27 protein-coding genes are annotated in these 26,998 nt (G+C 65.1%); 24 read left to right on the forward strand and 3 right to left on the reverse strand.

Going from position 1 to position 26,998, the window contains the following annotated elements; genetic code table 11:
- Positions 1-101: 101 nt before the first annotated feature.
- Genes mltG through CSC73_RS13230 form a run of 4 tightly spaced genes read left to right on the forward strand, consistent with a single transcriptional unit; the run spans position 102 to position 3,137 of the window.
- Complete coding sequence (gene mltG / locus CSC73_RS13215) at positions 102-1,178, forward strand: endolytic transglycosylase MltG (RefSeq protein WP_425502316.1); 1,077 nt, start codon at positions 102-104, stop codon at positions 1,176-1,178.
- Positions 1,175-1,822: a dTMP kinase gene (gene tmk / locus CSC73_RS13220; RefSeq protein WP_163840950.1), complete on the forward strand. Its 648-nt coding sequence runs from the start codon at positions 1,175-1,177 to the stop codon at positions 1,820-1,822. The genes mltG and tmk overlap by 4 nt, the downstream gene beginning before the upstream one ends.
- Positions 1,819-2,781 (forward strand): DNA polymerase III subunit delta', encoded by a 963-nt coding sequence (locus tag CSC73_RS13225; protein WP_163840952.1) that lies wholly within the window; start codon positions 1,819-1,821, stop codon positions 2,779-2,781. The genes tmk and CSC73_RS13225 overlap by 4 nt, the downstream gene beginning before the upstream one ends.
- Positions 2,778-3,137 (forward strand): PilZ domain-containing protein, encoded by a 360-nt coding sequence (locus tag CSC73_RS13230; RefSeq protein WP_163840954.1) that lies wholly within the window; start codon positions 2,778-2,780, stop codon positions 3,135-3,137. The genes CSC73_RS13225 and CSC73_RS13230 overlap by 4 nt, the downstream gene beginning before the upstream one ends.
- Before the next feature lie 212 nt (positions 3,138-3,349).
- Here CSC73_RS13230 and CSC73_RS13235 read toward each other — a convergent pair whose 3' ends face one another.
- Positions 3,350-3,523 (reverse strand): hypothetical protein, encoded by a 174-nt coding sequence (locus CSC73_RS13235; RefSeq protein WP_163840956.1) that lies wholly within the window; start codon positions 3,521-3,523, stop codon positions 3,350-3,352.
- Positions 3,524-3,588: 65 nt separating this feature from the next.
- The gene (locus tag CSC73_RS13240; RefSeq protein WP_163840957.1) at positions 3,589-5,655 is read right to left on the reverse strand and encodes a 3-hydroxyacyl-CoA dehydrogenase NAD-binding domain-containing protein; all 2,067 of its coding nucleotides are present in this window, start codon (positions 5,653-5,655) and stop codon (positions 3,589-3,591) included.
- Positions 5,656-5,886: 231 nt separating this feature from the next.
- On the opposite strand from CSC73_RS13240, the gene rpoE reads away from it, so the two are divergent.
- From rpoE to recO, 9 genes are all read left to right on the forward strand, one after another.
- Complete coding sequence (gene rpoE, locus CSC73_RS13245) at positions 5,887-6,531, forward strand: RNA polymerase sigma factor RpoE (protein WP_093279731.1); 645 nt, start codon at positions 5,887-5,889, stop codon at positions 6,529-6,531.
- A complete protein-coding gene (locus tag CSC73_RS13250; RefSeq protein WP_163840959.1) occupies positions 6,528-7,403 on the forward strand; it encodes a sigma-E factor negative regulatory protein in 876 nt (291 codons plus the stop codon). Before rpoE ends, CSC73_RS13250 begins: the two co-directional genes overlap by 4 nt.
- Before the next feature lie 111 nt (positions 7,404-7,514).
- Positions 7,515-9,059, forward strand: a complete 1,545-nt coding sequence (locus CSC73_RS13255) for a Do family serine endopeptidase (RefSeq protein ID WP_163840961.1) — start codon at positions 7,515-7,517, stop codon at positions 9,057-9,059.
- Positions 9,060-9,180: 121 nt separating this feature from the next.
- Complete coding sequence (gene lepA, locus CSC73_RS13260) at positions 9,181-10,974, forward strand: translation elongation factor 4 (protein WP_163840963.1); 1,794 nt, start codon at positions 9,181-9,183, stop codon at positions 10,972-10,974.
- Between the two features lie 115 nt (positions 10,975-11,089).
- Positions 11,090-11,917, forward strand: coding sequence for a signal peptidase I (gene lepB, locus CSC73_RS13265; protein ID WP_163840965.1), 828 nt, complete (start codon positions 11,090-11,092; stop codon positions 11,915-11,917).
- A gap of 62 nt (positions 11,918-11,979) precedes the next feature.
- Positions 11,980-12,360: a DUF4845 domain-containing protein gene (locus CSC73_RS13270; protein WP_163841019.1), complete on the forward strand. Its 381-nt coding sequence runs from the start codon at positions 11,980-11,982 to the stop codon at positions 12,358-12,360.
- Positions 12,356-13,033, forward strand: coding sequence for a ribonuclease III (gene rnc, locus CSC73_RS13275; RefSeq protein WP_163841021.1), 678 nt, complete (start codon positions 12,356-12,358; stop codon positions 13,031-13,033). Before CSC73_RS13270 ends, rnc begins: the two co-directional genes overlap by 5 nt.
- Positions 13,030-13,953 carry a GTPase Era gene (era, locus tag CSC73_RS13280; protein WP_163840967.1) on the forward strand — a complete coding sequence of 308 codons (924 nt, stop codon included), beginning with the start codon at positions 13,030-13,032 and terminating at the stop codon, positions 13,951-13,953. The genes rnc and era overlap by 4 nt, the downstream gene beginning before the upstream one ends.
- A gap of 187 nt (positions 13,954-14,140) precedes the next feature.
- Entirely contained in the window at positions 14,141-14,887 is a 747-nt protein-coding gene (recO, locus tag CSC73_RS13285) for a DNA repair protein RecO (protein WP_163840969.1), read from the forward strand.
- A gap of 10 nt (positions 14,888-14,897) precedes the next feature.
- Here the strand turns inward: recO and CSC73_RS13290 are convergent, their stop codons facing one another.
- Positions 14,898-15,626, reverse strand: a complete 729-nt coding sequence (locus tag CSC73_RS13290; RefSeq protein WP_163840971.1) for a response regulator — start codon at positions 15,624-15,626, stop codon at positions 14,898-14,900.
- A gap of 34 nt (positions 15,627-15,660) precedes the next feature.
- On the opposite strand from CSC73_RS13290, the gene CSC73_RS13295 reads away from it, so the two are divergent.
- The 11 genes from CSC73_RS13295 (at position 15,661) to CSC73_RS13345 (ending at position 26,961) form a co-directional block, all read left to right on the forward strand.
- Positions 15,661-17,685 carry a translocation/assembly module TamB domain-containing protein gene (locus CSC73_RS13295; RefSeq protein WP_163840973.1) on the forward strand — a complete coding sequence of 675 codons (2,025 nt, stop codon included), beginning with the start codon at positions 15,661-15,663 and terminating at the stop codon, positions 17,683-17,685.
- Between the two features lie 15 nt (positions 17,686-17,700).
- Positions 17,701-18,321 (forward strand): YdbL family probable chaperone protein, encoded by a 621-nt coding sequence (locus tag CSC73_RS13300; protein ID WP_163840975.1) that lies wholly within the window; start codon positions 17,701-17,703, stop codon positions 18,319-18,321.
- A 242-nt stretch (positions 18,322-18,563) separates the two neighbouring features.
- Positions 18,564-19,892, forward strand: coding sequence for a 23S rRNA (uracil(1939)-C(5))-methyltransferase RlmD (rlmD, locus tag CSC73_RS13305; RefSeq protein ID WP_163840977.1), 1,329 nt, complete (start codon positions 18,564-18,566; stop codon positions 19,890-19,892).
- Positions 19,893-19,986: 94 nt separating this feature from the next.
- Positions 19,987-20,544: a CYTH domain-containing protein gene (locus tag CSC73_RS13310; protein WP_163840979.1), complete on the forward strand. Its 558-nt coding sequence runs from the start codon at positions 19,987-19,989 to the stop codon at positions 20,542-20,544.
- A 12-nt stretch (positions 20,545-20,556) separates the two neighbouring features.
- Complete coding sequence (gene nagZ, locus CSC73_RS13315) at positions 20,557-21,564, forward strand: beta-N-acetylhexosaminidase (protein ID WP_163840980.1); 1,008 nt, start codon at positions 20,557-20,559, stop codon at positions 21,562-21,564.
- Positions 21,564-22,118, forward strand: a complete 555-nt coding sequence (locus CSC73_RS13320) for a hypoxanthine-guanine phosphoribosyltransferase (protein WP_163840982.1) — start codon at positions 21,564-21,566, stop codon at positions 22,116-22,118. The genes nagZ and CSC73_RS13320 overlap by 1 nt, the downstream gene beginning before the upstream one ends.
- A gap of 3 nt (positions 22,119-22,121) precedes the next feature.
- Positions 22,122-22,883: an S-methyl-5'-thioinosine phosphorylase gene (locus tag CSC73_RS13325; RefSeq protein ID WP_163840984.1), complete on the forward strand. Its 762-nt coding sequence runs from the start codon at positions 22,122-22,124 to the stop codon at positions 22,881-22,883.
- A gap of 90 nt (positions 22,884-22,973) precedes the next feature.
- Positions 22,974-23,180 (forward strand): cold-shock protein, encoded by a 207-nt coding sequence (locus CSC73_RS13330; protein WP_093279745.1) that lies wholly within the window; start codon positions 22,974-22,976, stop codon positions 23,178-23,180.
- Positions 23,181-23,490: 310 nt separating this feature from the next.
- Positions 23,491-24,723, forward strand: a complete 1,233-nt coding sequence (locus CSC73_RS13335; RefSeq protein ID WP_163840986.1) for an FAD-dependent oxidoreductase — start codon at positions 23,491-23,493, stop codon at positions 24,721-24,723.
- A gap of 112 nt (positions 24,724-24,835) precedes the next feature.
- Entirely contained in the window at positions 24,836-26,470 is a 1,635-nt protein-coding gene (locus CSC73_RS13340) for an acyl-CoA dehydrogenase family protein (RefSeq protein ID WP_163840988.1), read from the forward strand.
- Positions 26,470-26,961, forward strand: coding sequence for a L,D-transpeptidase family protein (locus CSC73_RS13345; RefSeq protein WP_163840991.1), 492 nt, complete (start codon positions 26,470-26,472; stop codon positions 26,959-26,961). Before CSC73_RS13340 ends, CSC73_RS13345 begins: the two co-directional genes overlap by 1 nt.
- Positions 26,962-26,998 lie beyond the last annotated feature (37 nt).

Genomic DNA, 26,998 nt, shown 5'->3' on the forward strand with positions numbered 1-26,998 from the left:
TGCTCCGGTCGCAGCTTGCGCAGCTCCTACGGGAATGGCAGGCAAGGTATCCTGCCCCCACATACTCCAGAACCAATCCCGCGCACGCCAGAGTCGAGGAAATCGTGTCCCCAGGATCCAAACGCGGCTGCCGCGTCGTTCTCATCGCTTTATTCCTGTTGCTGGCTGTCGCTGCGGGGTGCGGCGCCTGGCTGTGGCAGCGCTACACCGGCTTCAGCGACCAGCCCATCGCCGGATTGCAGGCCGGCGACAGCGTTACGGTCGTTTCCGGCGATTCGTTCCCCAGCGTCCTGCGCAAGCTGCGCGCTGCAGGCGTGGAACAAGGCAACGACCTGGAATGGCGCGCGCTGGCGCGGCATCTGGATGTGGCCGGCAGCCTGAAGGTCGGCGAATACGCGCTGGATCCCGGCATGACCCCGAGCACGCTGTTGCTCAACATGCGCGACGGCAAGGTCATCAACTACCGCATCACGATTGTGGAGGGCTGGAACATCCGCCAGTTGCGCGCGGCGATCAACGCCGCCACGCCACTGTTGCATGAAACCAACCAGCTCGACGACGCGGCGCTGATGAAACTGCTGGGCCACCCTGGCCAGCACCCCGAAGGCCGCTTCCTGCCGGAAACCTACGTGTACTCGCGCGGCGACAGCGATGCGGACGTGCTCAAGCGCGCTTACGACGCCATGGACAAGGCGCTGGCCGAAGTCTGGAAGACGCGCGCCGACGATCTGCCGCTGAAGTCGCCCGAAGAGGCGCTGATCCTGGCTTCGATCATCGAGAAGGAAACCGGGCTTGCCTCCGAGCGTCCGCAGATCGCCGGCGTGTTCGCGCGCCGGTTGAAGCTGGGCATGAAGCTGCAGACCGACCCCACCGTCATCTACGGCATAGGCAGCAGCTACGACGGCAACATCCGGCGCCGCGATCTGCTCACCGATACGCCGTACAACACCTATACCCGCACGGGGCTGACCCCCACGCCGATCGCCATGCCGGGCATGGATGCGTTGCGCGCCGCGGTCAATCCGGCGCCCGGCGACGCGCTGTTCTTCGTCGCCCTGGGCGATGGCAGCGGCAGCCACGTCTTCACCGCCTCGCTGGGCGAGCACAACGCCGCCGTCGCCCGATACCTGCAGCAGCTGCGCCGTCCGCCGCTGCCCGAAGAAGAACCCCTGCAATGACCGAAGCCCTGCTGAAACATCCGCGTCTGATCAGCCTGGAAGGCGGCGAGGGTGCGGGCAAGACCAGCGCCCTGATCGCGATCCGCGACCTGCTGCAGTCGCACGGCCATGAAGCGGTGCTGACCCGCGAGCCGGGCGGCACGCCATTGGCCGAGCGCATCCGCGAGTTGCTGCTGAGCCCGCACGAAGAAGCGCTGGCGCCGGAAACGGAGCTGCTGCTGATGTTCGCCGCGCGCGCGCAACACGTGCGCGAAGTGATACGCCCGGCGCTGCAGCGCGGCGCATTCGTGGTCAGCGACCGTTTCACCGATTCCAGCTATGCCTACCAGGCCGATGGCCGCGGCCTGGACCGTGCGTTGGTGGAAGAGCTCGAGCGCAAAGTGGTGGGCCTGAAACCCGGCCTGACCCTGCTGCTGGATCTGGACGTGCGCGAAGGCCGGGCGCGCGCCAATGGGCGCGACCTGTGGCCCGACCGTATCGAAAGCGAGCAGGACGATTTCTTCGAGCGCGTGCGCGAAGGCTTCCGCAGGCGCGCCTCGGCCGAACCCGAAAGGTTCCGGGTGATCGATGCCAGCCGCTCGCCCGTTGAAGTGGGCGCGGCGGTTTCCGCGGCGGTCGCGCGATGGCTCGAAAATCAGGCATGAGCGATCTTTTTTCTCCCTGGCAACAGCGGGCCTACGACCACGCGGTGACTGCGCTGGAAGCTGGCCGTCTTGGCCACGGATTGCTGATCTGCGGGCCCGAAGGCCTGGGCAAGCGCGCGGTGGCCGACCGTCTGGCGCTGCATGTGCTGGGCGGCGGCGAGGCCGCGACGCAGGCGCGCAGCGCGCAGCTGATTTCCGCGGGCACCCATCCGGACCTGCATGTGGTGTCTTTCGGCCCGACCAAGGACGGCAGCAAGCTGCGCACGGAAATCGTGATCGATCAGATGCGCGAACTGTCGCAGAAACTTTCGCTGACGCCGCAGTACGGCGTGGCGCAGGTGGCCATCGTCGACCCGGCCGATGCGATCAACCGCGCCGCTTGCAACGCGTTGTTGAAGACCCTGGAAGAACCCGCCGAGGGCCGCTACCTGTGGCTGATCAGCGCGCAGCCCGCGCGCTTGCCGGCGACCATCCGCAGCCGCTGCCAACGATTGGAATTCAAATTGCCGCCGGGCGACGAGGCGCTGGCCTGGCTGATCGCCCAGGGGCATTCGGGCAAGCATGCGGAGGAGGCCCTGGAGGCGGCACGCGGCCACCCCGGGCTGGCCGATCAATGGCTGCGTGAAGGCGGGCTGGCCCTGCGCAAGGCGGTGGCCAGCGATCTGGAAAAGCTCGAGCGCGGCGAGATAGGGGTCATCGAAACCGCCCAGCGCTGGTCTTCCGACGAACAGGCGGAGCTGCGCTTGAGCCACGCCGCGGACCTGGTGCTGGCGCAGGCCGGGCAGGCCGGCTTGACCGATCCGGCGCGATTGCACAAGCTGGCGACGTGGTTCGATGCCGCCAACCGTACGCGCGACCTGTTGCGGACCACGGTGCGCGGCGATCTTGCGATGATTGATTTGCTCTTGGCTTGGCGTGGTTCGGACCGCGCCAGGGCAGCCAAAGGAGAACGCGGATGAATGCAGTGGCAGGCGGTGGACGGCAGGGCATCCTGTCTTTGGCGGTCAAGGACAAGGCGGCGCTGTACAACGCCTATATTCCGTACGTGAAGAACGGCGGCATCTTCGTGCCTACGCCGAAGCGTTACTTCCTCGGCGATGAAGTATTCCTGTTGCTTACGCTTCCCGATTCCAGCGAACGCCTGCCGGTCGCCGGCAAGGTCATCTGGGTGACTCCGGTAGGCGCGCAGGGCGCCCGCACGGCAGGCATCGGCGTGCAGTTCGCCGATACCAGCGAAGGCGAAGCGATAAAGAGCAAGATCGAAACCTTGCTGGCCGGTACGCTCAACGCGGACAAGCCCACCCATACGATGTAGGGCCTTGTTTGCTTCGATGAAAAAGGCCCGGCATCGCCGGGCTTTTTTGTAGGCGGTAGGTCGGGGCTATGTCCCCGACGCGCGGGAATTGAATCCAATCGCGTCGGCAGCGTAGAGCCTGTCCCGCACTTGATACGGGGGCCGACCAGGCTGTACAGAGCGAATCGCGGTGCAGGCCCCCGTTTTCAGAGCTTGGCGCATTTGACAGCGCGCTAGAGTCCTTTGAACAGATTCCCGAGCAATAACGTCACCAGGCCCGCGCACAGAATCCAGAACGCATACCCGGCCAAAGCCGGAATATAGCCGAGCCTTGCGGCCACACCGATACCGCCGAACAGCAGGGAAAGGAAGAACATGCCCGTGGTCGGGGCGCTGAGATTGAACATGCGGAAGATCCGTCTAGTGGGATTGGAATTATAAAAGCGAAGCGCGGCAATCGGCGCTCGCACAATCAGACGACGGGACCGCGCAGCACCGGAGAATCCCAGCCCGGCCGCGGCGCGAAACGGTCGCCGTAGCGGCCCTGCAGCACCTTGAGCTTCTCGACCAGTGCGTCGGCCCCGGTGGCCTTGATGTATTCGATGGGGCCGCCGCGGAACGGCGCGAAGCCGGTGCCGAAAATCACGCCCGCATCCAGCAGGTCGGAGTCGCTGACCACGCCGTCGTGCAGGCAGGCGACCGCCTCATTGAGCAGCGGCAGCACCAGACGGTCTTCCAGATCGGAAGGCGCCTGATAGTCCTTGGCCACTTCAGGCTTCACCGCCTTGCCGTTTTCCCATTTGTAGAGTCCCTGACCGTCCTTCTTGCCGCGCTTGCCCGGCTCAGGCGGCGCGGACAGCGCGGCGGGAATCGGCAGGCCCAGGAACGGGGCCAGTTCCTTGCCCACGCCGGAAGCCACATCCAATCCCACCGTGTCGATCAGTTCGATCGGTCCCATCGGCATGCCGAACTTCACCGCGGCCTTGTCGATTGCAGGGCCCGGGACGCCTTCGGAATAGGCAGTCACCGCCTCCAGCATGTACGGGAACAGCACGCGGTTGACCAGGAAGCCCGGTGTGCCCGCTACCGGCACGGCCAGCTTGTCGATCGCCTTGCAGAAAGCGGCCAGGCGTTTTTCGGTTTCCGGAGCCATGCCGTCGTGGCGGATGATCTCCACCAAAGGCATCTGCGCGACCGGATTGAAGTAGTGCAGGCCGGCGAATTGCGCAGGGCGCTGGATATGTTCGCGCAGCTCGGTCAGCGGAATGGAGGAAGTGTTGGTGGTCAGCAGCGCGTCGGCTTTGAGGCGCGGTTCGATGCTCTGGTACAGATCGCGTTTGGCCTCCGGGTTCTCGATGATCGCTTCGATCACCAGGTCCGCGTCCGCCACTCCCGTGCCGGCCAGGTCGCTTTTCAGCCGCGCCGCCACCGCAGGACGCTTCGCATCGTCCTTCACTCTCTTGTTGAACAGATCGGTGGCCCGGGTCAGTGCGGTGTCGATGAAGCGCTGCTCTCGGTCCTGCAGGGTGACCTCGAAGCCCTTGTAGGCCGACCACGCGGCGATGTCGCCGCCCATCACCCCCGCACCGACCACGTGCACGTGCTTGATCCCATGATCCTTGCCCCCCTGGCTTTTCAGGCGCTCCTGCAGGAAGAAGATCCGCACCAGATTGCGCGCGGTCGGCGTGCTGGCCAGCTTGACCACGCTGCGCCGTTCCGCGTCCAGGCGGGCCTGGATGCTGCCGCCGCCACTGCGCTTCCAGGTATCGATCAATGCGTACGGAGCGGGGTAGTGTTCCTTGCGCGCCTTGCGGGCGACCTGCTTGGCCATCTGCGGCGCCAGGATCTGCCGCGCCAGCCAAGTGTTGCTGATCCACCCCAGGAAGCGCTGTTTGAACGGGCGGACGGTCCCTTTCTGCGCCATGGCGACTGCCGCATCCAGCAACAGAGCCGGTTCCACCACCTTGTCGATCAGCCCCATTGCGCGTGCCGCCGGCGCGGACACCGTGCGTCCGGTCAGCATCAGGTCCATCGCTGCTGGCGCACCGACCAAGCGCGGCAGCCGCGCGCTGCCGCCCCAGCCCGGAAAGATGCCCAGCATCACTTCCGGCAGGCCGATGCGCGTGGAGGCATCGCTCGAAGCTACCCGGTAGCGGCACGCCAGCGAAATTTCGGTGCCGCCGCCCATGCAGTGGCCATGGATGGCCGAAACCGTAGGGCAGGGCAGTTCCGCCAGCTTCTGGAACACGGCCTGGCCGCGACGGATCGCATCGTTGACTGTGCCCTTGCGGTCGAACTCCTGGAACTCCTTCAGATCCGCGCCGGCGATGAAGCCTGCCGGTTTGAGCGAACGGATCACCACGCCCTTGGGCGGGTCGATGGCGATGCGTTCGATCAGGTCGCCCAGCTCGATCAGCACGTCCTGCGACAGCGCATTGACCGGCGCGCCCTGGCGATCGAGGCTGAGCACAACGATGCCGTCCTCGCGCGACTCCGTCCGCCAATGACTGAATCGGAGCCCATCGAAGCTTGCTGCCATGATCAAACCATCCGTTCGCGTATGGGTAAGACGACTATCATCCCGAGGTTGTTTAACCCACGTCAAATCCCCACTGATAGAAAGGGACATGACCGGCGGCATGGGCATGAACTTGGCGTTTAAGGTTAAATCCTTGATAAGGAAGCCGTTTAAGTGGCCTTCTGAACTTTTTTCCGCAATAGCGGTCACAGTGCTCGGTCATCAGCCGAGCCGACAGGAGTGCGGCCCGGCATGGCCGATGTGGATACACAAACCCCAAAGGACAGTGCTCCACCACAGGAGTTGGACCTCGAGCTGGTCAGGCGTGTCCAGCGTGGCGACAGCGCGGCGTTCGATCTGCTGGTACGCAAGTACCAGCACCGGATAGTCGCCCTGATCGGACGCTACATCCATGACTGGAGCGAGTGCCAGGACGTCGCCCAGGACACCTTCATGCGCGCTTATCGCGCGATGGGGAATTTCCGCGGCGATGCGCAGTTCTATACGTGGTTACACCGGATCGCAGTGAATACAGCCAAGAACCATCTCGTCGCCCATAACCGCCGCCCGCCGACCGACGACGTCGACGCCAGCGATGCCGAGCAGTACGACACCGGCAGCCGCTTGCGCGACACCGATACGCCGGAACGCGAACTCATGCGCCAGGAGCTGGAGCGCACGGTGATGAAGGCGGTGGATGCCTTGCCTGAGGAACTGCGTACCGCCATCACCCTGCGCGAAGTGGAAGGAATGAGCTACGAGGAAATCGCGCAGAAGATGGATTGCCCCATCGGCACGGTGCGCTCGCGCATCTTCCGTGCCCGTGAGGCCATCGATGCCGAACTTCGGCCTTTGGTCGATTCCGAAAGCGCTACCCGGGAGCGTGCACGCTCATGACTACCGACAAGATGGACAACCATTATTTCCAGCAGCTCTCCGCCCTGATGGACGGCGACCTGCCACCCGACCAGGCGCGCTTCCTGCTGCGCCGGATGGAACACGACACCGAACTCACCGGTTGCTGGGAACGCTGGCAGCTGTGCGGCGATGCCTTGCGCGGACAGGCGCAGGCCCCGGCCCCCGCCGGTTTCGCCGACCGTATTTCTGCGGCCATAGCGGCCGAACTTCCGCGCTCGGCCGCGAACACGGCTTCGCCGCGAGTCCGCAGCAACCTGGCCAAGTGGGGCGGGGGCGCGTTGGCGGCTTCCGTGGCAGCCATCGCGCTGTTCATGGTGCGCCAGCAGGTTCCCGATGAAGCTCCTTCGCAGGCGGCGCCTACGGTAGCCGATCAGTCGCCGGCCGCCGCGCCGTCCACGGCTTCGCCCGCGCCTGCGCCGCAGACGGCGGCTACCGTTACCGCGGCCAGTGTCGCTGTCGCCAGCATTCCCCGCCGCCAGAACGACGCGCGGCGCAGCGCGACCCGCAACCAGCAGACTGCCCGCAACGCCGCGGCTGTGCGTAATGCCCAGCCGGACCGGGCGGTGGCTGCGGCTGCGCTGCCTGTGATCAATACCCTGGCCAGGGCACCGGCCGGCACTGGCGCCAATGCCGGCGCTGCACACGATCCGTTCTCGAACCTGCAGATCAACGCACCGGCGGCCCGACCGTGGCCGCGCGCGGTGCTGCCGCAGTATTCCTCCGGCAGCGGCGCGTTCAATGCCGACTATTCGACCGACCGCGCCGCGCAGACGTTCTACCCCTTCGAGCCCCGCTTGCCGGTCACTCCGCCGGTCGCTCCGCCCGAAGAAACCGCACCGCGCGATCGCTGAAGCAAGGTTGCCGGCACCTCGGCCGCGAGTCGACGACAGCTGCGAATCAATGCAACGTCGGCCGCAAGTTTTCCACTCAACCCAACCCATACCTATCGAGGCATGCGTTCGATGAATTCCAGTGTCCGTAAGAGCTTGTTCGGCCTGTTGGTCCTCACTACTCCGCTGGCTGCCTGCGCCCAGCAGCCGGCCGCCACGGCGCAAGGCGCAGCTCCGGCTGCGGTCAGCTCCATTGCGCAGAGCAGCGCCCCGCAAATCGTCACCGGACTTCCGGATTTCACCCAGCTGGTGGAGCAGGTGGGTCCTGGCGTGGTGAATATCGAGGCCAAGGTCGGCGCTCGCCAGGTATCGCGCGAACAGCAGCAGATGCCCGACGAAGAAGACATACCGGAAATTTTCCGCCGCTTCTTCGGCCCGGGCATGCCCGGTGGGCCGCAAGGACCGCAACAGCCGCAGCGCCGCGGCACCTCGATGGGCAGCGGCTTCATCATTTCGCCGGATGGTTATGTGTTGACCAACCATCATGTGGTGGAAGGTGCGGACGAGGTGACGGTGAAGCTTTCCGACCGCCGCTCGTTCAAGGCCAAGGTCGTGGGTAGCGATGAGGCCTACGATGTGGCGCTTCTGAAGATCAATGCGACCAGCCTGCCGTCCCTGCGGCTGGGCGATTCCAATACGCTCAAGCCGGGCCAGTGGGTCGTGGCGATCGGGTCGCCCTTCGGCCTGGATCACTCCGTGACGGCAGGCGTGGTCAGTGCGACCAGCCGCATGAATCCTTTCGCCAACCAGCAGTACGTGCAGTTCATCCAGACCGACGTGGCCATCAATCAGGGCAATTCCGGTGGTCCGCTTTTGAATACGCGCGGCGAAGTGGTGGGCATCAATTCGCAGATTTTCTCCGCGTCCGGCGGATACATGGGCATCAGTTTCGCCATACCGATCGATCTTGCGGTCAGCGCCGCCGAACAGCTGAAGAAGACCGGCAAGGTGAGCCGTTCGATGCTGGGCGTGAGCATGCAGGCTGAAATCACCGATGCGGAAGCCAAGGGTTTGAACCTGCCCGATACCCGTGGCGCGCTGGTGGCTGGCGTGCAGGATGGAAGCGGCGCGGCCAAGGCCGGTATCGAGCCGGGCGACGTCATCACCGCCTTCAACGGGCACAAGATCAACAGCCGCGAAGAACTGCCGCCGTTGGTGGGGCCGCTGCCCGCCGGCAGCAAGGCTACGATCACCGTCATCCGCAACGGCAAGCCCCGCGACTTCACAGTGACCCTGTCGGAACTCGATACCGGCGCTTTGGCGGCCCGCGGCGACGACGATACCGACAATGCGGAGGCGCCCGAAGCGCCTGCGTCCGATCAGCTTGGAGTGCAGGTGGCGAACATCGACGCCGCGACCCGGCAACGGCTGGGCCTCAAAGCGGGCGAGGGCGTGCGCATCACCGGCGTCAGCCGTCAACTGGCGATGGACGATCCACGCCTGCGTCCGGGCCTGATCATCCTTCAGGTGGGCCGGACCCCGGTGGGGAGTGCGGCCGAATTCGCCCGCGCCACCGCCGAAGCCAAAAAGGGCGATGTGGTCATGCTGTTGGCGCGCGACCCCTCGCCGGGCGGTGGCAGCCAGTTCCTCGCCATCACCGTGGGCGGAGAAGACTGAGCCCGATCCACGCGCCCCGCCCCCCGGTTCGCAGCCGGCGGGCGGGGCGGCTGCCGTGCGATAATGCGCCGTTATTCTTCCTGACACGGCCTTCGTGGCCGCGCCCATGCAGCCTGATTCCATGCGGAATATCCGCAACTTTTCAATCATCGCGCACGTCGACCACGGCAAATCCACCCTGGCCGACCGCATCATCCAGCTTTGCGGCGGCCTCGAGGCCCGCGAGATGGAAGCGCAGGTACTCGACTCCAACCCGATCGAGCGCGAGCGCGGCATCACCATCAAGGCCCAGTCCGTATCCCTGCCGTACACGGCCAGGGACGGGGTGACCTACCAGCTGAACTTCATCGACACCCCCGGCCACGTGGACTTCAGCTACGAAGTCTCGCGCTCGCTGGCCGCCTGCGAGGGCGCGCTGCTGGTGGTGGACGCCGCCCAGGGCGTGGAAGCCCAATCCGTGGCCAACTGCTACACCGCGGTGGAGCAGGGCCTGGAAGTGGTGCCGGTGATCAACAAGATCGACCTGCCCACCGCCGACATCGAAAAGGTGAAGGCCGAAATCGAGGCGGTGATAGGCATCGACGCCGAGGATGCGGTGGCCATCAGCGCCAAGACCGGCCTCAACGTCGTCGATGTGCTGGAAGCCATCGTCGAACGCATCCCGCCGCCGAAACCGCGCGACACCGACAAGCTGCAGGCGCTGATCATCGACTCCTGGTTCGACAACTACCTGGGCGTGGTTTCGCTGGTGCGGGTCATGCAGGGCGAGATCGTGCCCGGCACCAAGATGCTGGTCATGTCCACCGGCCGCACCCATCTGGTCGACAAAGTCGGCGTGTTCACTCCCAAGCGCAAAGAGCTGAAGAAGCTCGGCGCCGGCGAAGTGGGCTGGATCAACGCCTCGATCAAGGACGTGCACGGCGCGCCGGTCGGCGACACCCTGACCCTGGCCAGCGATCCGGCCGCCAAACCGCTGCCTGGTTTCCAGGAAATGCAGCCGCGCGTGTTCGCCGGCCTGTTCCCGGTGGACGCCGACGACTACCCGGACCTGCGCGAAGCGCTGGAAAAGCTGCGCCTCAACGATGCCGCGCTGCGCTTCGAGCCGGAAAGCTCCGAAGCCATGGGCTTCGGTTTCCGCTGCGGCTTCCTGGGCATGCTGCACATGGAGATCGTGCAGGAGCGCCTGGAACGCGAATACGACCTCAACCTGATCAGCACCGCACCCACCGTGGTCTATGAAGTGCTGAAGACCGACGGCAGCGTGATCAGCCTGGACAACCCGTCCAAGCTTCCGCAGACCAACCTGATCGACGAAATCCGCGAGCCGATCATCCGCGCCAACGTGCTGACCCCGCCCGACTACGTGGGCAATGTCATCACCCTGTGCGAGGAAAAGCGCGGCCGCCAGATCAGCATCAGCTATATGGGTTCGCAGGTGCAGATCAGCTACGAACTGCCGATGGCCGAAGTGGTGCTGGACTTCTTCGACCGGCTCAAATCGGTGTCGCGCGGCTACGCATCGCTGGACTACCACTTCCTGCGTTTCGAGGCAGGCCCGTTCGTGCGCGTGGACACGCTGATCAACGGCGACAAGGTCGACGCGCTGTCGCTGATCGTGCACCGCCAGTACGCCGACCGCCGCGGCCGCGAACTGACCGAGAAGATGCGCGAACTGATCCCCCGGCAGATGTTCGACGTGGCCATCCAGGCCGCCGTCGGCGCCCAGGTGATCGCCCGCAGCACGGTCAAGGCGATGCGCAAGAACGTGCTGGCCAAATGCTATGGTGGCGATATCAGCCGCAAGAAGAAGCTTCTGGAAAAGCAGAAGGAAGGCAAGAAGCGCATGAAGCAGGTGGGCAGCGTGGAGATTCCGCAGGAAGCGTTCCTGGCCGTATTGCAGATGGACAACAAGTGAAGCTGGGAATGGAGACTCGAGAATGGGGAGTAGGTGAAGCGAATCCGCTTGGCTTTGGTTCCTGTCTTTTCGATTCCCCATTCTCCATTCCCGATTCCCGTTCTTAGGAAAACGTATGGTCTGGTTCGAAACAATCCTGGTAGTGCTCACCCTGCTGACCGGCTTCGTCTGGCTGCTGGACAAGCTGTTCCTGGCCAAGCGCCGCGCCGCGCGCAGCGGCCTGCTGGACGACGAGCCGGTGCTGGTCGATTATTCGCGCGCGTTCTTCCCGGTGCTGGCCATCGTGCTGATCCTGCGCAGCTTCATCGCCGAGCCCTACAAGATTCCGTCGGCCTCGATGATGCCCAACCTGCTGATCGGCGATTTCATCCTGGTCAACAAGTTCGCCTACGGCCTGCGCCTGCCGATCAACAACAAGAAGTTCGTTTCCATCGGCGAACCCAAGCGCGGCGACGTGGTGGTGTTCAAGCCGCCGCACGACCCGGAGAACAACTGGATCAAGCGCGTGATCGGGCTGCCGGGCGACCGCATCTCGTTCCAGGGCAACACCTTGACGGTGAACGGCCAGGCCATGACCTACAAGATGCTGGGCACCTATACCGGGCGCGGCGTGGCCCAGGGCACCGACAGCGCGGCGTTGCTGGAGGAGGATCTGCCGGGCCGTCCCCACAAGGTGCTGGAGGGGCTGGACAACCTGGTGGGCGCCGGAGAGTGGGAAGTGCCGGCCGGGTACTATTTCGTGATGGGCGACAATCGTGATAATAGCGAGGACGGCCGTCTGTGGCCGGAGGTCAGCCCGAAGGACGGTTCGCCGATCCCGAATCACAACTTCCTGCCTGAGAAGGACCTGCGCGGCAAGGCGTTCCTGATCTGGCTGAATTGCGAAGGCTGGTTCTGCAAGGGGAGTTTCGATGCGTCCAGGATCGGAACCAAGATCCAATAACCAAGTTGTCTGACCCGGGGATAAGGCATATGAATCGCAAGCTGAAAATCGGCAATCCGCAGATGAATCGCAAGCAGAGCGGCATAACGCTGATGAGTTTCCTCGTCGTGCTGGCGGTGGTCGGTTTCGCCGCGTACATCGGCATGAAGCTGTTTCCGATGTATCAGGAGTACTACTCGGTGCGTACCGCGGCCAAGGGGTTGGCCTCGGAACCGGGCGTGGGCGACATGGATCCCTCCAAGATCCAGGACCTGTTCTTCCGCCGCCTGTACATCAACTATTCCGAAAACGTGAAGCCGGAGAACGTGAAGATCGAGCGCATCGACAACGGCTGGAACATGAAGGTGAACTACGAAGTGCGCCGTCCGCTGGTCGGCAATCTGGACGTGGTGGGCGTGTTCGACGTTTCACAAGACCTGACCCGCCACGGTGGCACCGATTGATCTGAAATTCCGCCACGGTGAGCTGGACGGCTACCGTTTCGCGGACCCGGGCCTGCTGCAGCAGGCCCTGACCCATCGCAGCGCCGGCGCTCCGCACAACGAGCGCCTGGAGTTCCTGGGTGATGGCATAGTCAACCTGCTGGTCGCCGAAGTGCTGTTCCAGCGCTGGCCCAAGGCCGACGAAGGCGCCTTGACCCGTGCCCGTGCCGAACTGGTGCGCGAGGCCTCGCTGGCCACCATCGCGCGACGCCTGGAACTGGGTGCCCGTCTGACCATGGGGCCGGGCGAAATGAAATCCGGCGGCCATCGGCGCGATTCGATCCTGGCCGATGCGCTGGAGGCGGTAGTGGCGGCGATCTACCTCGATTCCGGATTCGAAGCCTGCCGCGTTGCCGTGCTGCCGTGGTTCGAGGAATCCCTGGCCGCGTTGCCGGTAGGCAAGCCGGGCAAGGACGCGAAAACGCGTCTGCAGGAATGGCTGCAGGCCCGTCAGCGGCCGCTGCCGTCCTACGAACTGGTTTCCGAAAGCGGCGACGATCACGCCAAGACGTTCAACGTCAGCTGCACCATCATCGATCCCGACCTGACCGCCGAGGGCGAGGGCAGCTCGCGCCGCAACGCCGAGCAGGCCGCCGCCGCGGCATTGCTGGAAAAACTGGACATCTCCACGTGAACGCACCGACCCCAGGCAAAGACGGCCATCGCAGCGGCAGCATCGCCGTCATCGGCCGGCCCAACGTGGGCAAGTCCACGCTCACCAATGCGCTGGTCGGTTCCAAGGTCAGCATCGTTTCCAACCGGCCGCAGACCACGCGCCACCGCCTGCTGGGCATCGCCACTTTCCCGGAAGGCCAGATCGCGCTGGTGGATACGCCCGGCCTGCACAAGCAGGAAGGCAAGTTCTCGGCATCGGCGATGAGCAAGGTGATGAACCGCGCCGCGCGCGGGGCGCTGGAGGATGTCGATGCCGCCGTACTGGTCATCGAAGCCGGGCGCTGGGACGAAGCCGACACCCTGGCCTACAACGTGCTCAGCGACACCGGCATCCCGGTGATGCTGGTGGTCAACAAGGTCGACCAGATCAAGGTCAAATCCGAGCTGCTGCCCTTCCTGGGCAAGGTCGCCGAGGGCCGCACGTTCGCCAGCGTGCATCTGATCTCCGCGTTGAAACGCAATGGCCTGGAGCAGCTGGTGCGCGACATGCTCGCTCTGTTGCCGGTGGCGCCGCCGATGTTCGGCGAAGACGAAATCACCGACCGCAGCCAGCGGTTCATGGCCGGCGAGCTGGTGCGCGAACAGCTGATGCGGCAGCTCGGCAACGAGCTGCCTTACGCCACCACCGTGGAAATCGAACGTTTCGCGGAGGAAGAAGGGCTGCTGCGCATCGGCGCGGTGATCTGGGTCGAGCGCGAAAGCCAGAAATCCATCGTCATCGGCAAGGGCGGCGCGCGGCTCAAGGAAATCGGCAGCAAGGCGCGCCTGCAGATGGAGCGCATGTTCGACTCGAAAGTCTTCCTGGAAACCTGGGTGCGCGTGCGCGAGGGTTGGTCGGGTGATGCCGCCGCCTTGAAGGCATTCGGATACAACGAATAGCTTCGGTGGGACCGCTGTTGTGGGAGCGCCGTCCCGGCGCGAGCTCTTGCTTTTATGGAGCCAAGCTTAGTCAGCCCCCACGAAAAGACCAGATAGCAGGCTAACCCTGCTTTATTCGGACAAAAAGCAAAAGCTCGCGCCGGGACGGCGCTCCCACACCACGGCGCAGCTCCTACAATCCGCATTGATGCGTATCACCGCCGAACCCGCCTACGTTCTGCACGCCCGCCCCTGGCGCGAGACCAGCTTGCTGGTGGAAGTGCTCGCCGAAAATCACGGGCGGCTCGGGTTGGTGGCGCGCGGAGTTCAGGGGCCGAAGAAGCAGGTATTGCGCGCCGCCTTGCAACCGCTCCAGCACATCCGCCTGGATGCCGTGCAGCGCGGCGAGCTGGCTCAGCTGGTAGCGGCCGAGGCGTTGGACGCCGCACCGCGGTTGGCAGGCGAGGCGATGCTGGCGGCCTTCTACGTCAATGAGCTGGTGATGCGGCTGGCGCCGCGCCAGGATCCGCACGGCGACCTGTACCGCATCTATGGGCGGACCCGATCGCGGCTGGGCGGCGAGAGCTTGCTTGGGGAGGGCTCGCTGGCCTGGACCTTGCGGCGCTTCGAGCGCGATCTGCTGGAGTCGCTGGGTTCGGGTTTCGATCTGAGCGAAGACGCCGAAGGCGCAGCCATCGATCCCGCCGCACGTTATCGGATCGATCCGGAACAAGGCCCGCGCCGCTTGTTGAGCGATCGCGGACGCGACGAACGCAGCAACGCGGCGACGGGCAGCGCATTGCTGGCCCTGGCTGCCGATCGGCGGCCCGACGCGGACGACCTCGCCAGCCTGCGCCTGGCATTGCGCAGCGTGCTCAGCCACCACCTGGGCGGACGTGGATTGAAATCCTGGGAAATGCTGGGCGAGCTCGGCAGGCTGAAACGGCCCGGGTAGGGACGCGCTCCTACAGGCTTTCGGATTCGTTGCCGGAGGACTGCGTATCGCGCACGGCTATCGAGAAATCCGCAAGCGTTCCCGCATCGGACAGCGATTTTTCCAGCCCGGCGGCTGCCGCATTCATGCGCATCGCACCGACGAAGCCGCTGCTGGCCTTCAATTGATGCAGCACTTTTTTCGCTGCTTCCAGGTTGCCGGCCTGCAGCGCATCGCGGATCTCATCGTATTGTCTGGCGAGTTCTTCGAGAAACATCCGGCGCAGGGTCGCCACGTGCTCCTGATTGCCGTTCAATGCGGCCAGCGCAACGGCCTGATCCCATAACGGAAGAGCGCTTGAGCTGTCGTCCGCTTCCCCAGCGCGATGGAGTTCGTGCGAGGGCTCGATTCCAAGCAGTTGCCCGGCCGCCTGCCGCAGTTGGACGGCGGTCAGCGGTTTGACCAGCACCAGATCGAACCCGGCGGCCAGCAGTTGCGCATGCAGGGCCGGCGAATCGTCGGCGGTGTGCGCCAGCGCCGGCGTGGCAGGAAAGCGGGCGCGCAGATCCGCCAGCAGGTCGGTTCCGGAGCCGTCGGGAAGGTTGGCGTCCAGCAGCCACAGGTCGTAGACGCTCTCGTGCGCCAAGGCGGTACGCAGGGAAGCGGCCGTATCGACTTCCGCCGGCAATGCCTGCAGCGCGGCGGCCATGAAACTGCAACTGACGGAATCGTCTTCCACCAGCAGCAAGCGAAGCTTCATTCCCTGGCGATCCGACATCGTTATGCTGCCTTCCATGCCCTGCCGCATCTTACCGCTGCTCTTGCTGACGTTGTTGGCGGTGCCCGCCGCCGGGCAAGCCAGGACCGCGAGCGCGCGCATCGCCAGGGTGGTCACGCCGGTGGCGACCCTGCAGGGCGTGACGGTGCGGCTGGATTGGCCGGATGCCGCCGAAACCGGGCGACTCACATTGACCGCCAACCGCGTGACGGCGCCGGACCTGGGCTATCGTTTCGACGATCTCACTTGGCAATGTCCTCTGCAACGGGGCGCCAAGCAGGACGGCTGGCGCTGCGAAGGGCAAATCCGCAGCGCGGGCCGCAAGCCGTTGAAGCTTGGGGTCGATCTGGCTACGGCCAGCACCGACGCGGTGCTGGCGGGCGGCGGTTCCAGCCTGGTCCTGCACCGCAACGCCGCCGCGCCCGACATCACCCGCCTCGAGCTGACCCGTGTGCCGCTGGCATGGGCGCAAGCGCTGCTGGCGCAGGCTTGGCCCGAAGCGAATCTGAAAGCCGGGCAGATGTCGGGGTCGCTGAATATCCATACCCCCGAGTCGCGTCCGTTGCGCGTGGAAGGCCGGCTAGGGTTCGACGGGCTTGGCTTGGATACGCCCGATGGCAGCATCGCTGCCGAAGGCGTGGGCGCGCAGGTCGATCTGGACTACCGCAAGTCCGCCGGCTTGTCCTTGGCGACCGTGGAGGGCAGCTTGCGCGGCGGTGAGATGCTGGTGGGCAACGGCTACGTCGCTTTGCCCGCGACACCGGTAGCGGTCAGCATCGCCGCACGCCAGCAGGGCGAATCCGGCTGGGAAATTCCCCAGTTGCTGTGGGATGACGGCAGTGCGATGCGCGTACAAGGTTCGCTCGCTTTCGATGCGCAATCGAACCTGCGCGATGCGGATCTGCGCATGGAAAGCGCGGACATGGCGCCGCTGCGTCCGCGCTATCTGTCCGGTTGGCTGGGACTGTTCGGATTGGGCGAGTTGGATTTGCAGGGCGCCGCGAGCGCGCGGATGCAGGTGCAGGGCGGCGAATTGATCCGTGCCGAAGCCGAGTTGCGCGAGGTGTCGGTGGTCGATGCGCAACAGCGCTTCCGTTTCGACGGACTCGGCGGCAATCCGGTTTTTTCCGCCGGTGCGCCTGTCGACAGCGCGCTTCGCTGGCGCGGCGGCGAAATCCACGGTCTGGCGTTTGGCGCCGCGGAACTGCCGCTGGACAGCGCCGAAGGCGGCATCGGCCTGCGCCAGCAGGTCACCGTGCCGATGCTGGGCGGCGGCTTGAGGTTCGAAGACATCAATCTGCGGCCGCCAGCGGGCGAACGTGGGCTGGAATTCGATTTTGGCCTGACCGTCGAAGGGCTGGATGTGGGCCTGCTGGCCAAGGCGCTGGACTGGCCCGCCTTCCAGGGGCGGCTCGACGGGCGTATCCCCAAAGCGCGCTACGCCGACGACCGGCTGGATTTCGAAGGCAATCTGGTCACCCATATGTTCGACGGCACCGTGCAGGTGTCGGGATTGGCGATGGAGCGCCCGTTCGGCACCGCGCCCACTTTGTCGGCCGACATCAGCATGGACGACATGAACCTGCAAGCGCTGACCGGGGTTTTCGGGTTCGGCGAGATCACCGGCGCATTGGATGGCAGCATCCGCAACCTGCGCCTGGTGGACTGGAAGGCGGAAGCGTTCGACGCCGATCTGCACACCGACCCGAGCTGGAAAGGCAAGCGCCGCATCAGCCAGCGCGCGGTGCAGGACCTTTCCAGCGTAGGCGGCGCGGGCGGGCTGGGCGACAGTCTGCAGGCGCAGGCGTTGAAGCTGTTCGACGACTTCGGCTACCGCCGGATCGGCATTCGCTGCCGGCTCGCCGAAGAGGTCTGCGACATGGACGGCCTTCGTTCAGCCGGCAACGGCTTTATTATCGTGGAAGGATCGGGCCTGCCGCGCCTGACCGTGGTGGGTTTCAACCATCGCGTCGATTGGCCCACGCTGGTCGAACGACTGGTGGCGGTCACGCAGGGCGACAGCAAGCCGGTCATCGAATAATCCAGGAGAAGCGACATGCAACGTTGGTTGGGAACCTCATTCGCCGCAGCGCTGCTGCTCACCGCCTGCGTCACCATCAACGTCTATTTCCCGGCTGCCGAAGCCAAGGAAGCGGCCAAGGAATTCGTGGACAAGGTGATCGGCGACGACGCGCCCGCCAACGAAGCCAAGCCCGTGCCGCCAAACCCGGGCGGGCAGGGCGGCAGCGCTTCCCTGCGCTCGCCTCGCTCGTTCGACTGGCTGGCCGTGGTCGGCATCGGCACCGCCTATGCGCAGGAAAGCGCGGACATCAGCATCAAGACCCCGGCCATCCAGGCCATCCAGAACCGCATGGCCACGCGTTTCCAGACCCAGCTGGCGGCAGGTTTCGACGCCGGCGCCCTGGGACTGACGCGCGATGGCATGGTCGAGGTGCGCGACGCCTCCAAGCTGGCCCTGAAGGACCGGGTAGCCATCACCCAGGCCGTGGCCGACGACAACCGCGACCGCAAGGCGGTGTACCGCGAAGTGGCGGTGGCCAACGGCCATCCCGAATGGGAAAGCCAGATCCGCGGCATCTTCGCCCAGCAATGGATCGCCAGCGCCCATGGCGGCTGGTGGTACCAGGACGCGGGCGGGAGCTGGAAGCAGAAGTGAGAAACGGCAAGGGGCGACAGGCCCCTTGCTTTTGCCCCCTTTGGAAAAGGGGGCTACGGGGGATTTGCTCTTGATCTTGGGCAGGAGCAAAAAGCAAAAGCAAAAGCAAAAGCAAAAGCAAAAGCAAATCCCCCTCAATCCCCCTTTTTCAAAGGGGGAGGCAAAGCGCCGTCGCTTGCTTTCCGGCCTGCGCACCGCTTCTGCGACAATACGCTCCCGCAATCGCACGCAGCCCCCGCCACGTGGCAAGACCCCGCAGCCCCCGCATCGATAAAACCCCGTTCGAAGTCCAGATCGTCGACCACCGCCACGACGGCCGCGGCGGGGCCCGCCGGGACGGCAAGACCATGTTCGTGTCCGACGCGCTGCCGGGCGAACGGGTGATGGTCGAGCAGACCGCCAAGAACCGGCACTTCGATGAAGGCCGCACGGTCGAAGTGCTGCAGGCTTCGCCGGACCGCGTTGCGCCGCGCTGCGAACATTTCGGCGTGTGCAGTGGCTGCGTGCTGCAGCACCTGGCGGAAGACAAGCAGATTCTGCTCAAGCAACGGGTTCTGCTTGAGAACCTGGAACGCATCGGCCATGTCGCGCCGCAAACCGTACTGCCGCCATTGACCGGCGACAGCTGGGGATATCGCCGCAAGGGGCGTTTCTCGGTGCGCCGGGTCAACAAGAAGGGCAAGACACTGGTCGGTTTCCGCGAGACCGATCCGCGTTTCGTGGCCGACCTGCGGACGTGCCACACCGTCATCCCGCAGATCGGCGAACGCATCGAAGCGCTGGCGCTGCTGGTGGAAAGCCTGGATGCGCGCGAAGACATCCCGCAGATCGAATTTATCGCTGGCGACGAAACTGTCGCCATGGTGTTCCGTCACCTGAATCCCTTGAACGACACCGACCGCACCAAACTCGTCGCCTTCGCCATGCAGCACGATTTCGCCTTCTATCTGCAGTCCGGCGGCATCGATACGGTCGTGCCGCTGTGGCCCGATGCGCCGAAACTGGCCTTCGCGCTGCCGCAATGGAACGTGGAACTGGCTTTCCGCCCGCTGGACTTCATCCAGGTCAACGCCACGCTCAACCAGAAGATGATCGCGCGGACCTTCGAACTGCTGGATCCGCAACCGCAGGACCGCATCCTGGATCTGTTCTGCGGACTGGGCAATTTCACCTTGCCCATGGCCCGGCTGGCCGGCGAAGTGGTGGGCGTGGAAGGCGAAGCCGGGCTTGTCGCCCGTGCGCGCGAGAATGCCGAACGCAACGGCCTGGCCAATGCGCATTTCCACGCCGCGGACCTGACCGAAGACCAGCGCGGCACGCCCTGGATGCGGCAGGGCTTCAATAAACTGCTGCTGGACCCGCCGCGCTCGGGCGCCGACGAAGTATTGAAACAGTTGCCGCTCAAGAATATCGACCGCATCGTCTATGTCAGCTGCCACCCGGCTTCGCTGGCGCGCGATGCCGGGTTCCTGGTCAAGGAGCGCGGTTACAAGCTCAAGGCGGCCGGCGTGATGGACATGTTTCCCCACACCGGCCATGTGGAAAGCATCGCTTTATTCGAGACGAAATGATCCCGCTTTGTAGAGCCGGGCTTGCTCGGCTGTTCTGGCGCAGAATCGAAAGCAGCCGAGCAAGCCCGGCTCTACAAAACTCAGAGAGGCAAACGTGGGCATAGAGATAGAGCGCAAGTTCCTGGTCACCAGCGATGCCTGGCGCGCCGCCGCGCACAAGGTCGCGCCGATGGCGCAGGGCTACCTGAACGACCTGGCCATGGTCGAAGGGGGCGCGCAGAAGGCCTCGGTGCGCGTGCGTATCGAAGGCGACGACGCCTACCTGAACCTGAAATCGCGCGAACGTGGCCACACCCGGCAGGAATTCAACTATGCGATCCCCGTGGACGAGGCGCGGGCGTTGCTGGCGCTGTGCGTCGGGGGGCTGATCGACAAGCGCCGCCACTACGTGCGCCATGAGGGCCATCTGTGGGAAGTGGACGAATTCCTGGGCGAGAACGCCGGCCTGGTGGTCGCCGAAATCGAGCTGCAGCATGCCGACGAAGCCTTCGCACTGCCGGAATGGGCCGGCAAGCAGGTGACCGACTCGCTGCGCTATTACAATCTGGCCCTGGCGTCGTATCCGTATTCGCGGTGGACGGACGGCGAACGCGCCGCCAGCGACATCCCTTCCAAGGTCAACGCTCCCGCTGTCAAAAATGATATGTCCTGAGGTATTCGAAGCATGCTCGTCATAGGAATTTCCGGCACCGAACTCACCGCGCAGGAGCGCGACTGGCTGCAGAACGATGCCGTAGCCGGGGTGATCCTGTTCACCCGCAACTTCGCTTCGCGTGAGCAGGTGGTCGAGTTGTGTGCGGCGATCCGCGCCGCCGCACCGCGCCCCCAGCTGATCTGCGTGGATCAGGAAGGCGGACGCGTGCAGCGCTTCCGTGCCGGCTACAGTGCCTTGCCGTCGCTGGAAGGTTTCGGCGCGCTGTATGCACGGGATCCGGAGGCCGCCTTGAAGCTTGCCGAGGAGCACGCCTGGCTGATGGCCAGCGAAGTGCGCGCCAGCGGCGTCGACCTGAGCTTCGCGCCGGTGGTCGACCTGGCGCGCGGCAACCGCGCCATCGGCGATCGCGCCTTCAGCGCGGACCCGCAGGTCGTCGCCGCCTTCACCAGGGCTTATGTGCGCGGCATGCACAGCGTCGGCATGGCCGCCACGCTCAAACATTTCCCGGGCCACGGCACGGTGCTGGAGGACACGCATTTCGACGATGCGGTCGATCCGCGTTCGCTGGATGAGCTGCGCAAGGAAGATCTGGTTCCGTTCGTGGCCGGCATCGAAGCCGGCGCCGACGCGGTGATGCTGGCGCACGTGACCTATCCGGCCGTGGCGCCGGAAGCGGCCGGCTATTCTCCGCGGTGGATCAACGGAATCCTGCGCGAAGAGATGGGCTTCCGCGGCGTGGTGTTCTCCGACGATATCGGCATGGCCGCCGCATTTTCCGCGGGCGGGGTGAAGGCGCGCATCGACGATCACTTGAATGCCGGTTGCGATGTGGTGCTGGTTTGCGCGCCCAAACTGGTCGAGGAATCCCTGCGCGCGATGGAAGGGCGCACTTCCAACACCGCCTCCTTGCTGGGGCTGATCGGCCGCGGCGGATTGGGCTGGGCTGGGCTGCTCGCCGACGCCCGTTACGGCGACGCGCAGTCCCGTCTTCCGGCCATCACGGGGAACGTCGCCTGATGGCGTCGCCTCCGCTCTCCGCCGCGCTGGCCAATGCGGAACTCATCGTCGATCGCGCCGCACTGGATACCGCCATCGCGGCGATGGCCGCACCGATCGCGCGCGACTATGCGGGGGAAGTGCCGGTCTACCTGACCGTGATGCATGGCGCGCTGCCGTTCGCCGGGCAGTTGTCGCTCGAACTGGGCGCATTGGGACTGGACCTGGAATTCGACTACCTGCATGCCACCCGCTACCGCGGCCAGACCAGCGGCGGCGAGCTGGTATGGAAGCACCGCCCGGCCACTGCGCTGTACGGCCGCCGCGTGCTGCTGGTCGACGACATCCTGGACGAGGGCTACACCCTGGCCGCGGTCCGCGAATGGTGCATGCAGCAGGGCGCGACCGACGTGCGCATCGCCGCGCTGGCCACCAAACGCCATACCCGTGCGATCGCCGGCATCAGCGCCGATTACGTGGGCCTGGAAGTTCCCGACCGCTACGTGTTCGGTTTCGGCATGGACTACCACGAGCAGGGCCGCAACCTGCCGGGCATCTACGCGTTGAAGGATTGAGCGATGACGGACATTTCGTTGGCAGTGATCGGTGGAACCGGCGTGTACAAGCTCGCCGACCTGCAGGATGTGGATACGCGTGAAATAGACACCGTTTACGGCAAGCCGTCGGGGCCCGTGCGCATCGGCATGCTGCTCGGTCAGCGGGTCGCGTTCCTGGCGCGCCACGGCGAAGGCCATTCGGTGCCGCCGCACCTGGTCAACTACCGCGCCAACCTGGCGGCGTTGAAACAGATCGGCGCCGCGCGCGTGCTGGCGCTCAATACGGTCGGCGGCATCGGCAACGACTTCGGGCCGCGGGTGTTGGCCTGTCCGGACCAGCTGATCGACTACACGTGGGGCCGCGTCTCGACGATCTGGGAAGGAGCCGCTGATGGGGGCCACGGCGGCGATGCGCTGCACATCGATTTCGGCGATCCCTACACGACCCTGCTGCGGCACAAGATCATCGCAGCCGCGCGTGTGACCGGCGTCTCACTGGTGGGCCATGGTTGCTACGGTGCGACCCAGGGGCCGCGTCTGGAAACCAAGGCCGAAATCGCGCGCATGAAACGCGATGGCTGCGATCTGGTGGGCATGACCGGCATGCCCGAAGCGGCGCTGGCGCGCGAGCTGGGACTGGACTACGCATGCTTGGCCATCGTCGCCAACTGGGCCGCAGGATGCGGTACCGGCGAGGAGATCACCATGGCCGAAGTGCTGGCGAACGTGCAAGCCGCATCCAACGGCTTACCGGAACTGGTGGCCGAATTGGCCCGTGGGTGATTGTCAACGCGGTCAGGTATTTGCATACTCCGCCGGTGCGCGTTGCGCACAGACCACACCACCCGCATCCAACAAGGAAATACCAGAGCTATGCCGTACGGTACCGTGAAATGGTTCAATGACGCCAAGGGCTTCGGATTCATCGCGCCGGAAGATGGCAGCGCCGATGTCTTTGCCCACCACTCCGCGATCAACAGCAAGGGCTTCCGTAGCCTGCAGGAAGGCCAGCGCGTCAGCTACGAGCTGACTCAGGGCCCGAAGGGCGCACAGGCATCGAACATCGAGCCGGCAGCCTGATCCCCATTTGCTTCCCGTTTTTCTTGAACCCCGCCTTGGCGGGGTTTTTTATGGACTGCAGGCGGACTCATCAACTTCGATCGTCATCCCAGCGAAAGCTGGGATCCATCTTGATCTTCCTATGGGGGCACGACCAACCCAGAGCAAAGTCAAAATGGATGACCAGCCATTCGGCTGTTAAAAAGCGCTTCCAGCTTTCGCTGGGATGACGATGGTTAGGATTAAGAAGGTTCGCGTTCTATCGGCGACGACAGCGCCGCAATTTCTATAATGAACCCATCGAATTCCCACCACCGGCAATAGGAGTGCCATGCCCCCACCTTTGAACGTCGCCATCGTCGGCTACGGAACCGCGGGCCAGGCTTTGGCGATTCTGCTTTCGCGGGACGGGCACAAGGTCGAGGTGTTCGAACGTGCACCGGAACCGGGTCCGGTCGGCGCCGGCTTCCTGCTGCAACCGACCGGGCTGCAAGTGCTGTGGCAGATGGGACTGCTTGCTGCCGCGCTGGAGCATGGGGCGCCGGTCAGGCGGCTGTATGGCGAAACGCCATGCGGACGCGGAGTCATGGACATGCGCTACGAAGGCCTCGATGCCCGCATGTACGGCCTGGGCATGCAACGCGGCGCCTTGTTCACGCTGCTGGCCGATGCATGGGAAGGCGTCGCCGGCATGCATCGCGGCACCGGCGTGACCCAGGTCGATCACGATACCGGCAGGCTGCTGGACGAACATGGCCGCAAACATGGCCCTTTCGATCTGGTCGTCGCGGCGGACGGTTCGGCTTCGCAGTTGCGCCGGCAGGTATCGCCTAGCCGCATGGACCGGGTGTACCCCTGGGGCGCGCTGTGGTGCCTGGTCGAACGCGGCGATTGGCCGTGGCCCGACGAGCTGCGCCAGCGCTACGTGGCTGCGCGCAAGATGATCGGTCTGCTGCCGGTCGGCACCCGGCCCGGCGACGACGTGCCGCGCTTGAGCTTTTTCTGGAGTCTGCCCAGGTCGGATTTCGATGCCTGGCAGTCGCGGGGAATGACGGCGTGGCTGCGGGAGGTAGCCGATATCTGGCCGCATGCCGGCACGCGCCTGCAGGGCGTCACCGAACCTTCCCAACTGGCCCGCGCCAGCTATCGCGATGCGATACAGAAAGACTGGCATCGCGGGCGTCTGGTATTAGCCGGCGATGCGGCGCATGCGATGAGTCCGCAACTGGGGCAGGGCGTCAACATGGCGCTGATGGACGCGATGGCGCTGCGGGACGCACTGCGCGAGGAAGCCGGTCTGGACGGCGCGTTGGCGCGGTACCAGCGCGTGCGCCGCAAACACGTTTCCATCTACCACTTCTGGAGCCACTGGCTGACCCCGCTGTTCCAGTCGGACTACGACATGGTGGCGCGTGTCCGCGACGCCAGTTTCCTGCCGCTGGGAAAACTGCCCGGCGGCCGCGGCCATATGCTGCGCATCCTCAGCGGCACGCAGCAGGGTTGGCTGGGAAAATACGCGCTGCAGCCGGATTTCATCGATGCATTGGGGGTAGGAGCGACGTAAGTCGCGAAGCCCAGACACACAAAGAGCCGGGCCTTCGCGACTTACGTCGCTCCTACGCGCTCCCACTCGCTCCTACGCGTTTCTGCAAGCTTCCTGCCGCTAGAATCGGCCCATGGACAAGCTGCCGCCCTTCGAAACCCATCGCGTCGACAACCAGCCGCCGGCCTTCGAACCGCGCGACCTGTGGGCGGACGACGCGGTGTTGCGCGAAGCGGTGGCGCGCGAAGGCGCGGCCGCCTTCGCGCAACGGCTCTCGGAATACGCGCGGCTCGCGGGCGATGAGCTCTACCGCATCGGTTTCGACGCCAACCGCGACAAGCCGCGTTTGAAGACCCACGACCGCTTCGGCCACCGCATCGATGCGGTGGAATTCCATCCGGCCTACCACCGGTTGATGGAGGCTGCGAAAAGCCATGGCGTCGCCGGTCTTTCCTGGCATGAGCCGCAACCCGGCGCGCATGTCGCCCGTGCCGTGCTCAGCTATCTTCATCATCAGGTGGAGGCCGGCACCAGTTGTCCGTTGACCATGACCCATGCGGCGGTTCCGGTACTGCGCCGCGAACCGGCGTTGCGCGAATGGGCCGACAAGGCCGCTGCGCCTTCCTACGATCCGCGCGAGCTTCCCATCGGGCAGAAAGCCGGCGTCACCCTGGGCATGGGCATGACCGAAAAGCAGGGCGGCTCGGACGTGCGCAGCAACGCCACCGTCGCTACGCCGCTGGCGGGCGAAGGCGAATATGCGCTTGTGGGGCACAAATGGTTCTTCTCGGCGCCGATGTCCGATGGATTCCTGGTGCTGGCGCAGGCGCCCGGCGGGCTGACCTGTTTCCTGTTGCCGCGCCGGTTGGACAACGGCGACAGGAACGCTTTCCGGCTGATGCGTTTGAAGGACAAGCTGGGCGACTGGTCCAATGCTTCGTCCGAGGTCGAGTTTTGCGGCGCGTGGGCACGGCGCGTCGGCGGGGAAGGCCGTGGCGTGGCGACCATTATCGAGATGGTGATGTTCACCCGCCTAGACTGCATGCTGGGTGCCGCCGCGGAAATGCGCATGGCGCTGGCGCAGGCGGTCCACCATGCGCGCCATCGGACCAGTTTCGGGAAACCGCTGGTGCAGCATGCGTTGATGCGCAACGTGCTGGCCGATCTGGCGCTGGAATCCGAAGCGGCGCTGGCGTTCTCGTTGCGCGTGGCGCGTGCGGTCGATGCGGCGCCGCAGGACGCTGCCGAAGCCGCTTTCGCCCGGATCTCCACCGCCATCGGCAAGTACTGGCTGTGCAAACGCGCGCCGGCGCTGGTCAACGAGGCGCAGGAGTGTCTGGGCGGCGCCGGTTACGTGGAAGAATCTATCCTGCCGCGGCTGTACCGGCAGGCGCCGCTCAATTCCATCTGGGAAGGCAGCGGCAACATCCAGTGCCTGGACGTGCTGCGTGCGTTGTCGCGGGAACCGGAGACCGGCGCCGCGCTGCTGGCCGAGCTTGAAGCCGCTGAGGGCCTCGATGCCGGATTCGATCGGGCTGTCGCGGAACTGCGCACGCAGCTCGCATCGCAATCGGCCGACGAATTCGGCGCCCGCATGCTCGTCGAACGCCTGGCGCTGGCGTTGCAGGCGGCCGTATTGCTGAGATCCGGCAGCCCTGCGGCAAGCCTGTTCGTAGCCAGTCGCCTGCAGGGCAGGCATGGTCTGGCCTTCGGCACCTTGCCGGCCAGCAGCGACATCGCCGAACTGATCGTCCGGGCATTGCCCTGATGCGGACGTGGCTGCTCGCCATTTTCTGGCTGGCAATCCTCCTTCCCCGCGATGCATCGGCAGCGCCGGATCTTGCGCCCAAAAACGAGCAAGCCGATGCAATCCGCGTATTCAAATCCACGCGCAGGATGGAACTGTTGCGCGCTGGCAAAGTGCTGCGCGCCTATCGCATCGCGTTGGGCGACACACCAGTGGGCCCCAAGCGTCAGCAGGGCGACGAGCGTACCCCGGAAGGCGACTACCGCATCACCTACCGCAACCCGCAAAGCCGTTTCCATCTGTCGCTGCGGGTGTCTTACCCCAATCGGGCCGATCGCGAGCAAGCCAGGAAGCGCGGCGTAGATCCGGGCGGCGACATCATGATCCACGGCAGCACGCCGCCCGGATACACGCGCGATTGGACCGACGGCTGCATCGCCGTCACCAACGCGCAGATAGAAGAGATATGGCGGCTGGTGCCGGTGGGCACGCCGATCCGCATCAACCCGTAGGTCGGGGCTACGTCCCCGACGTGCGTGCGATCTCGCA

The organism is Pseudoxanthomonas sacheonensis (genome assembly GCF_010093305.1).
In the GTDB taxonomy this organism is placed as follows: Bacteria; Pseudomonadota; Gammaproteobacteria; order Xanthomonadales; family Xanthomonadaceae; genus Pseudoxanthomonas_A; species Pseudoxanthomonas_A sacheonensis.

What these genes read in the sequence shown, in the direction of transcription:
- tmk (WP_163840950.1), top strand. Translation starts at nt 1,175, where the DNA reads ATGACCGAAGCCCTGCTGAAACATCCGCGTCTGATCAGCCTGGAAGGC.
- CSC73_RS13225 (WP_163840952.1), top strand. Translation starts at nt 1,819, where the DNA reads ATGAGCGATCTTTTTTCTCCCTGGCAACAGCGGGCCTACGACCACGCG.
- CSC73_RS13230 (WP_163840954.1), top strand. Translation starts at nt 2,778, where the DNA reads ATGAATGCAGTGGCAGGCGGTGGACGGCAGGGCATCCTGTCTTTGGCG.
- CSC73_RS13235 (WP_163840956.1), bottom strand. Translation starts at nt 3,523, where the DNA reads ATGTTCAATCTCAGCGCCCCGACCACGGGCATGTTCTTCCTTTCCCTG.
- CSC73_RS13240 (WP_163840957.1), bottom strand. Translation starts at nt 5,655, where the DNA reads ATGGCAGCAAGCTTCGATGGGCTCCGATTCAGTCATTGGCGGACGGAG.
- rpoE (WP_093279731.1), top strand. Translation starts at nt 5,887, where the DNA reads ATGGCCGATGTGGATACACAAACCCCAAAGGACAGTGCTCCACCACAG.
- CSC73_RS13250 (WP_163840959.1), top strand. Translation starts at nt 6,528, where the DNA reads ATGACTACCGACAAGATGGACAACCATTATTTCCAGCAGCTCTCCGCC.
- CSC73_RS13255 (WP_163840961.1), top strand. Translation starts at nt 7,515, where the DNA reads ATGAATTCCAGTGTCCGTAAGAGCTTGTTCGGCCTGTTGGTCCTCACT.
- lepA (WP_163840963.1), top strand. Translation starts at nt 9,181, where the DNA reads ATGCGGAATATCCGCAACTTTTCAATCATCGCGCACGTCGACCACGGC.
- lepB (WP_163840965.1), top strand. Translation starts at nt 11,090, where the DNA reads ATGGTCTGGTTCGAAACAATCCTGGTAGTGCTCACCCTGCTGACCGGC.
- CSC73_RS13270 (WP_163841019.1), top strand. Translation starts at nt 11,980, where the DNA reads ATGAATCGCAAGCAGAGCGGCATAACGCTGATGAGTTTCCTCGTCGTG.
- recO (WP_163840969.1), top strand. Translation starts at nt 14,141, where the DNA reads ATGCGTATCACCGCCGAACCCGCCTACGTTCTGCACGCCCGCCCCTGG.
- CSC73_RS13290 (WP_163840971.1), bottom strand. Translation starts at nt 15,626, where the DNA reads ATGAAGCTTCGCTTGCTGCTGGTGGAAGACGATTCCGTCAGTTGCAGT.
- CSC73_RS13295 (WP_163840973.1), top strand. Translation starts at nt 15,661, where the DNA reads ATGCCCTGCCGCATCTTACCGCTGCTCTTGCTGACGTTGTTGGCGGTG.
- CSC73_RS13300 (WP_163840975.1), top strand. Translation starts at nt 17,701, where the DNA reads ATGCAACGTTGGTTGGGAACCTCATTCGCCGCAGCGCTGCTGCTCACC.
- nagZ (WP_163840980.1), top strand. Translation starts at nt 20,557, where the DNA reads ATGCTCGTCATAGGAATTTCCGGCACCGAACTCACCGCGCAGGAGCGC.
- CSC73_RS13320 (WP_163840982.1), top strand. Translation starts at nt 21,564, where the DNA reads ATGGCGTCGCCTCCGCTCTCCGCCGCGCTGGCCAATGCGGAACTCATC.
- CSC73_RS13325 (WP_163840984.1), top strand. Translation starts at nt 22,122, where the DNA reads ATGACGGACATTTCGTTGGCAGTGATCGGTGGAACCGGCGTGTACAAG.
- CSC73_RS13330 (WP_093279745.1), top strand. Translation starts at nt 22,974, where the DNA reads ATGCCGTACGGTACCGTGAAATGGTTCAATGACGCCAAGGGCTTCGGA.
- CSC73_RS13335 (WP_163840986.1), top strand. Translation starts at nt 23,491, where the DNA reads ATGCCCCCACCTTTGAACGTCGCCATCGTCGGCTACGGAACCGCGGGC.
- CSC73_RS13340 (WP_163840988.1), top strand. Translation starts at nt 24,836, where the DNA reads ATGGACAAGCTGCCGCCCTTCGAAACCCATCGCGTCGACAACCAGCCG.
- CSC73_RS13345 (WP_163840991.1), top strand. Translation starts at nt 26,470, where the DNA reads ATGCGGACGTGGCTGCTCGCCATTTTCTGGCTGGCAATCCTCCTTCCC.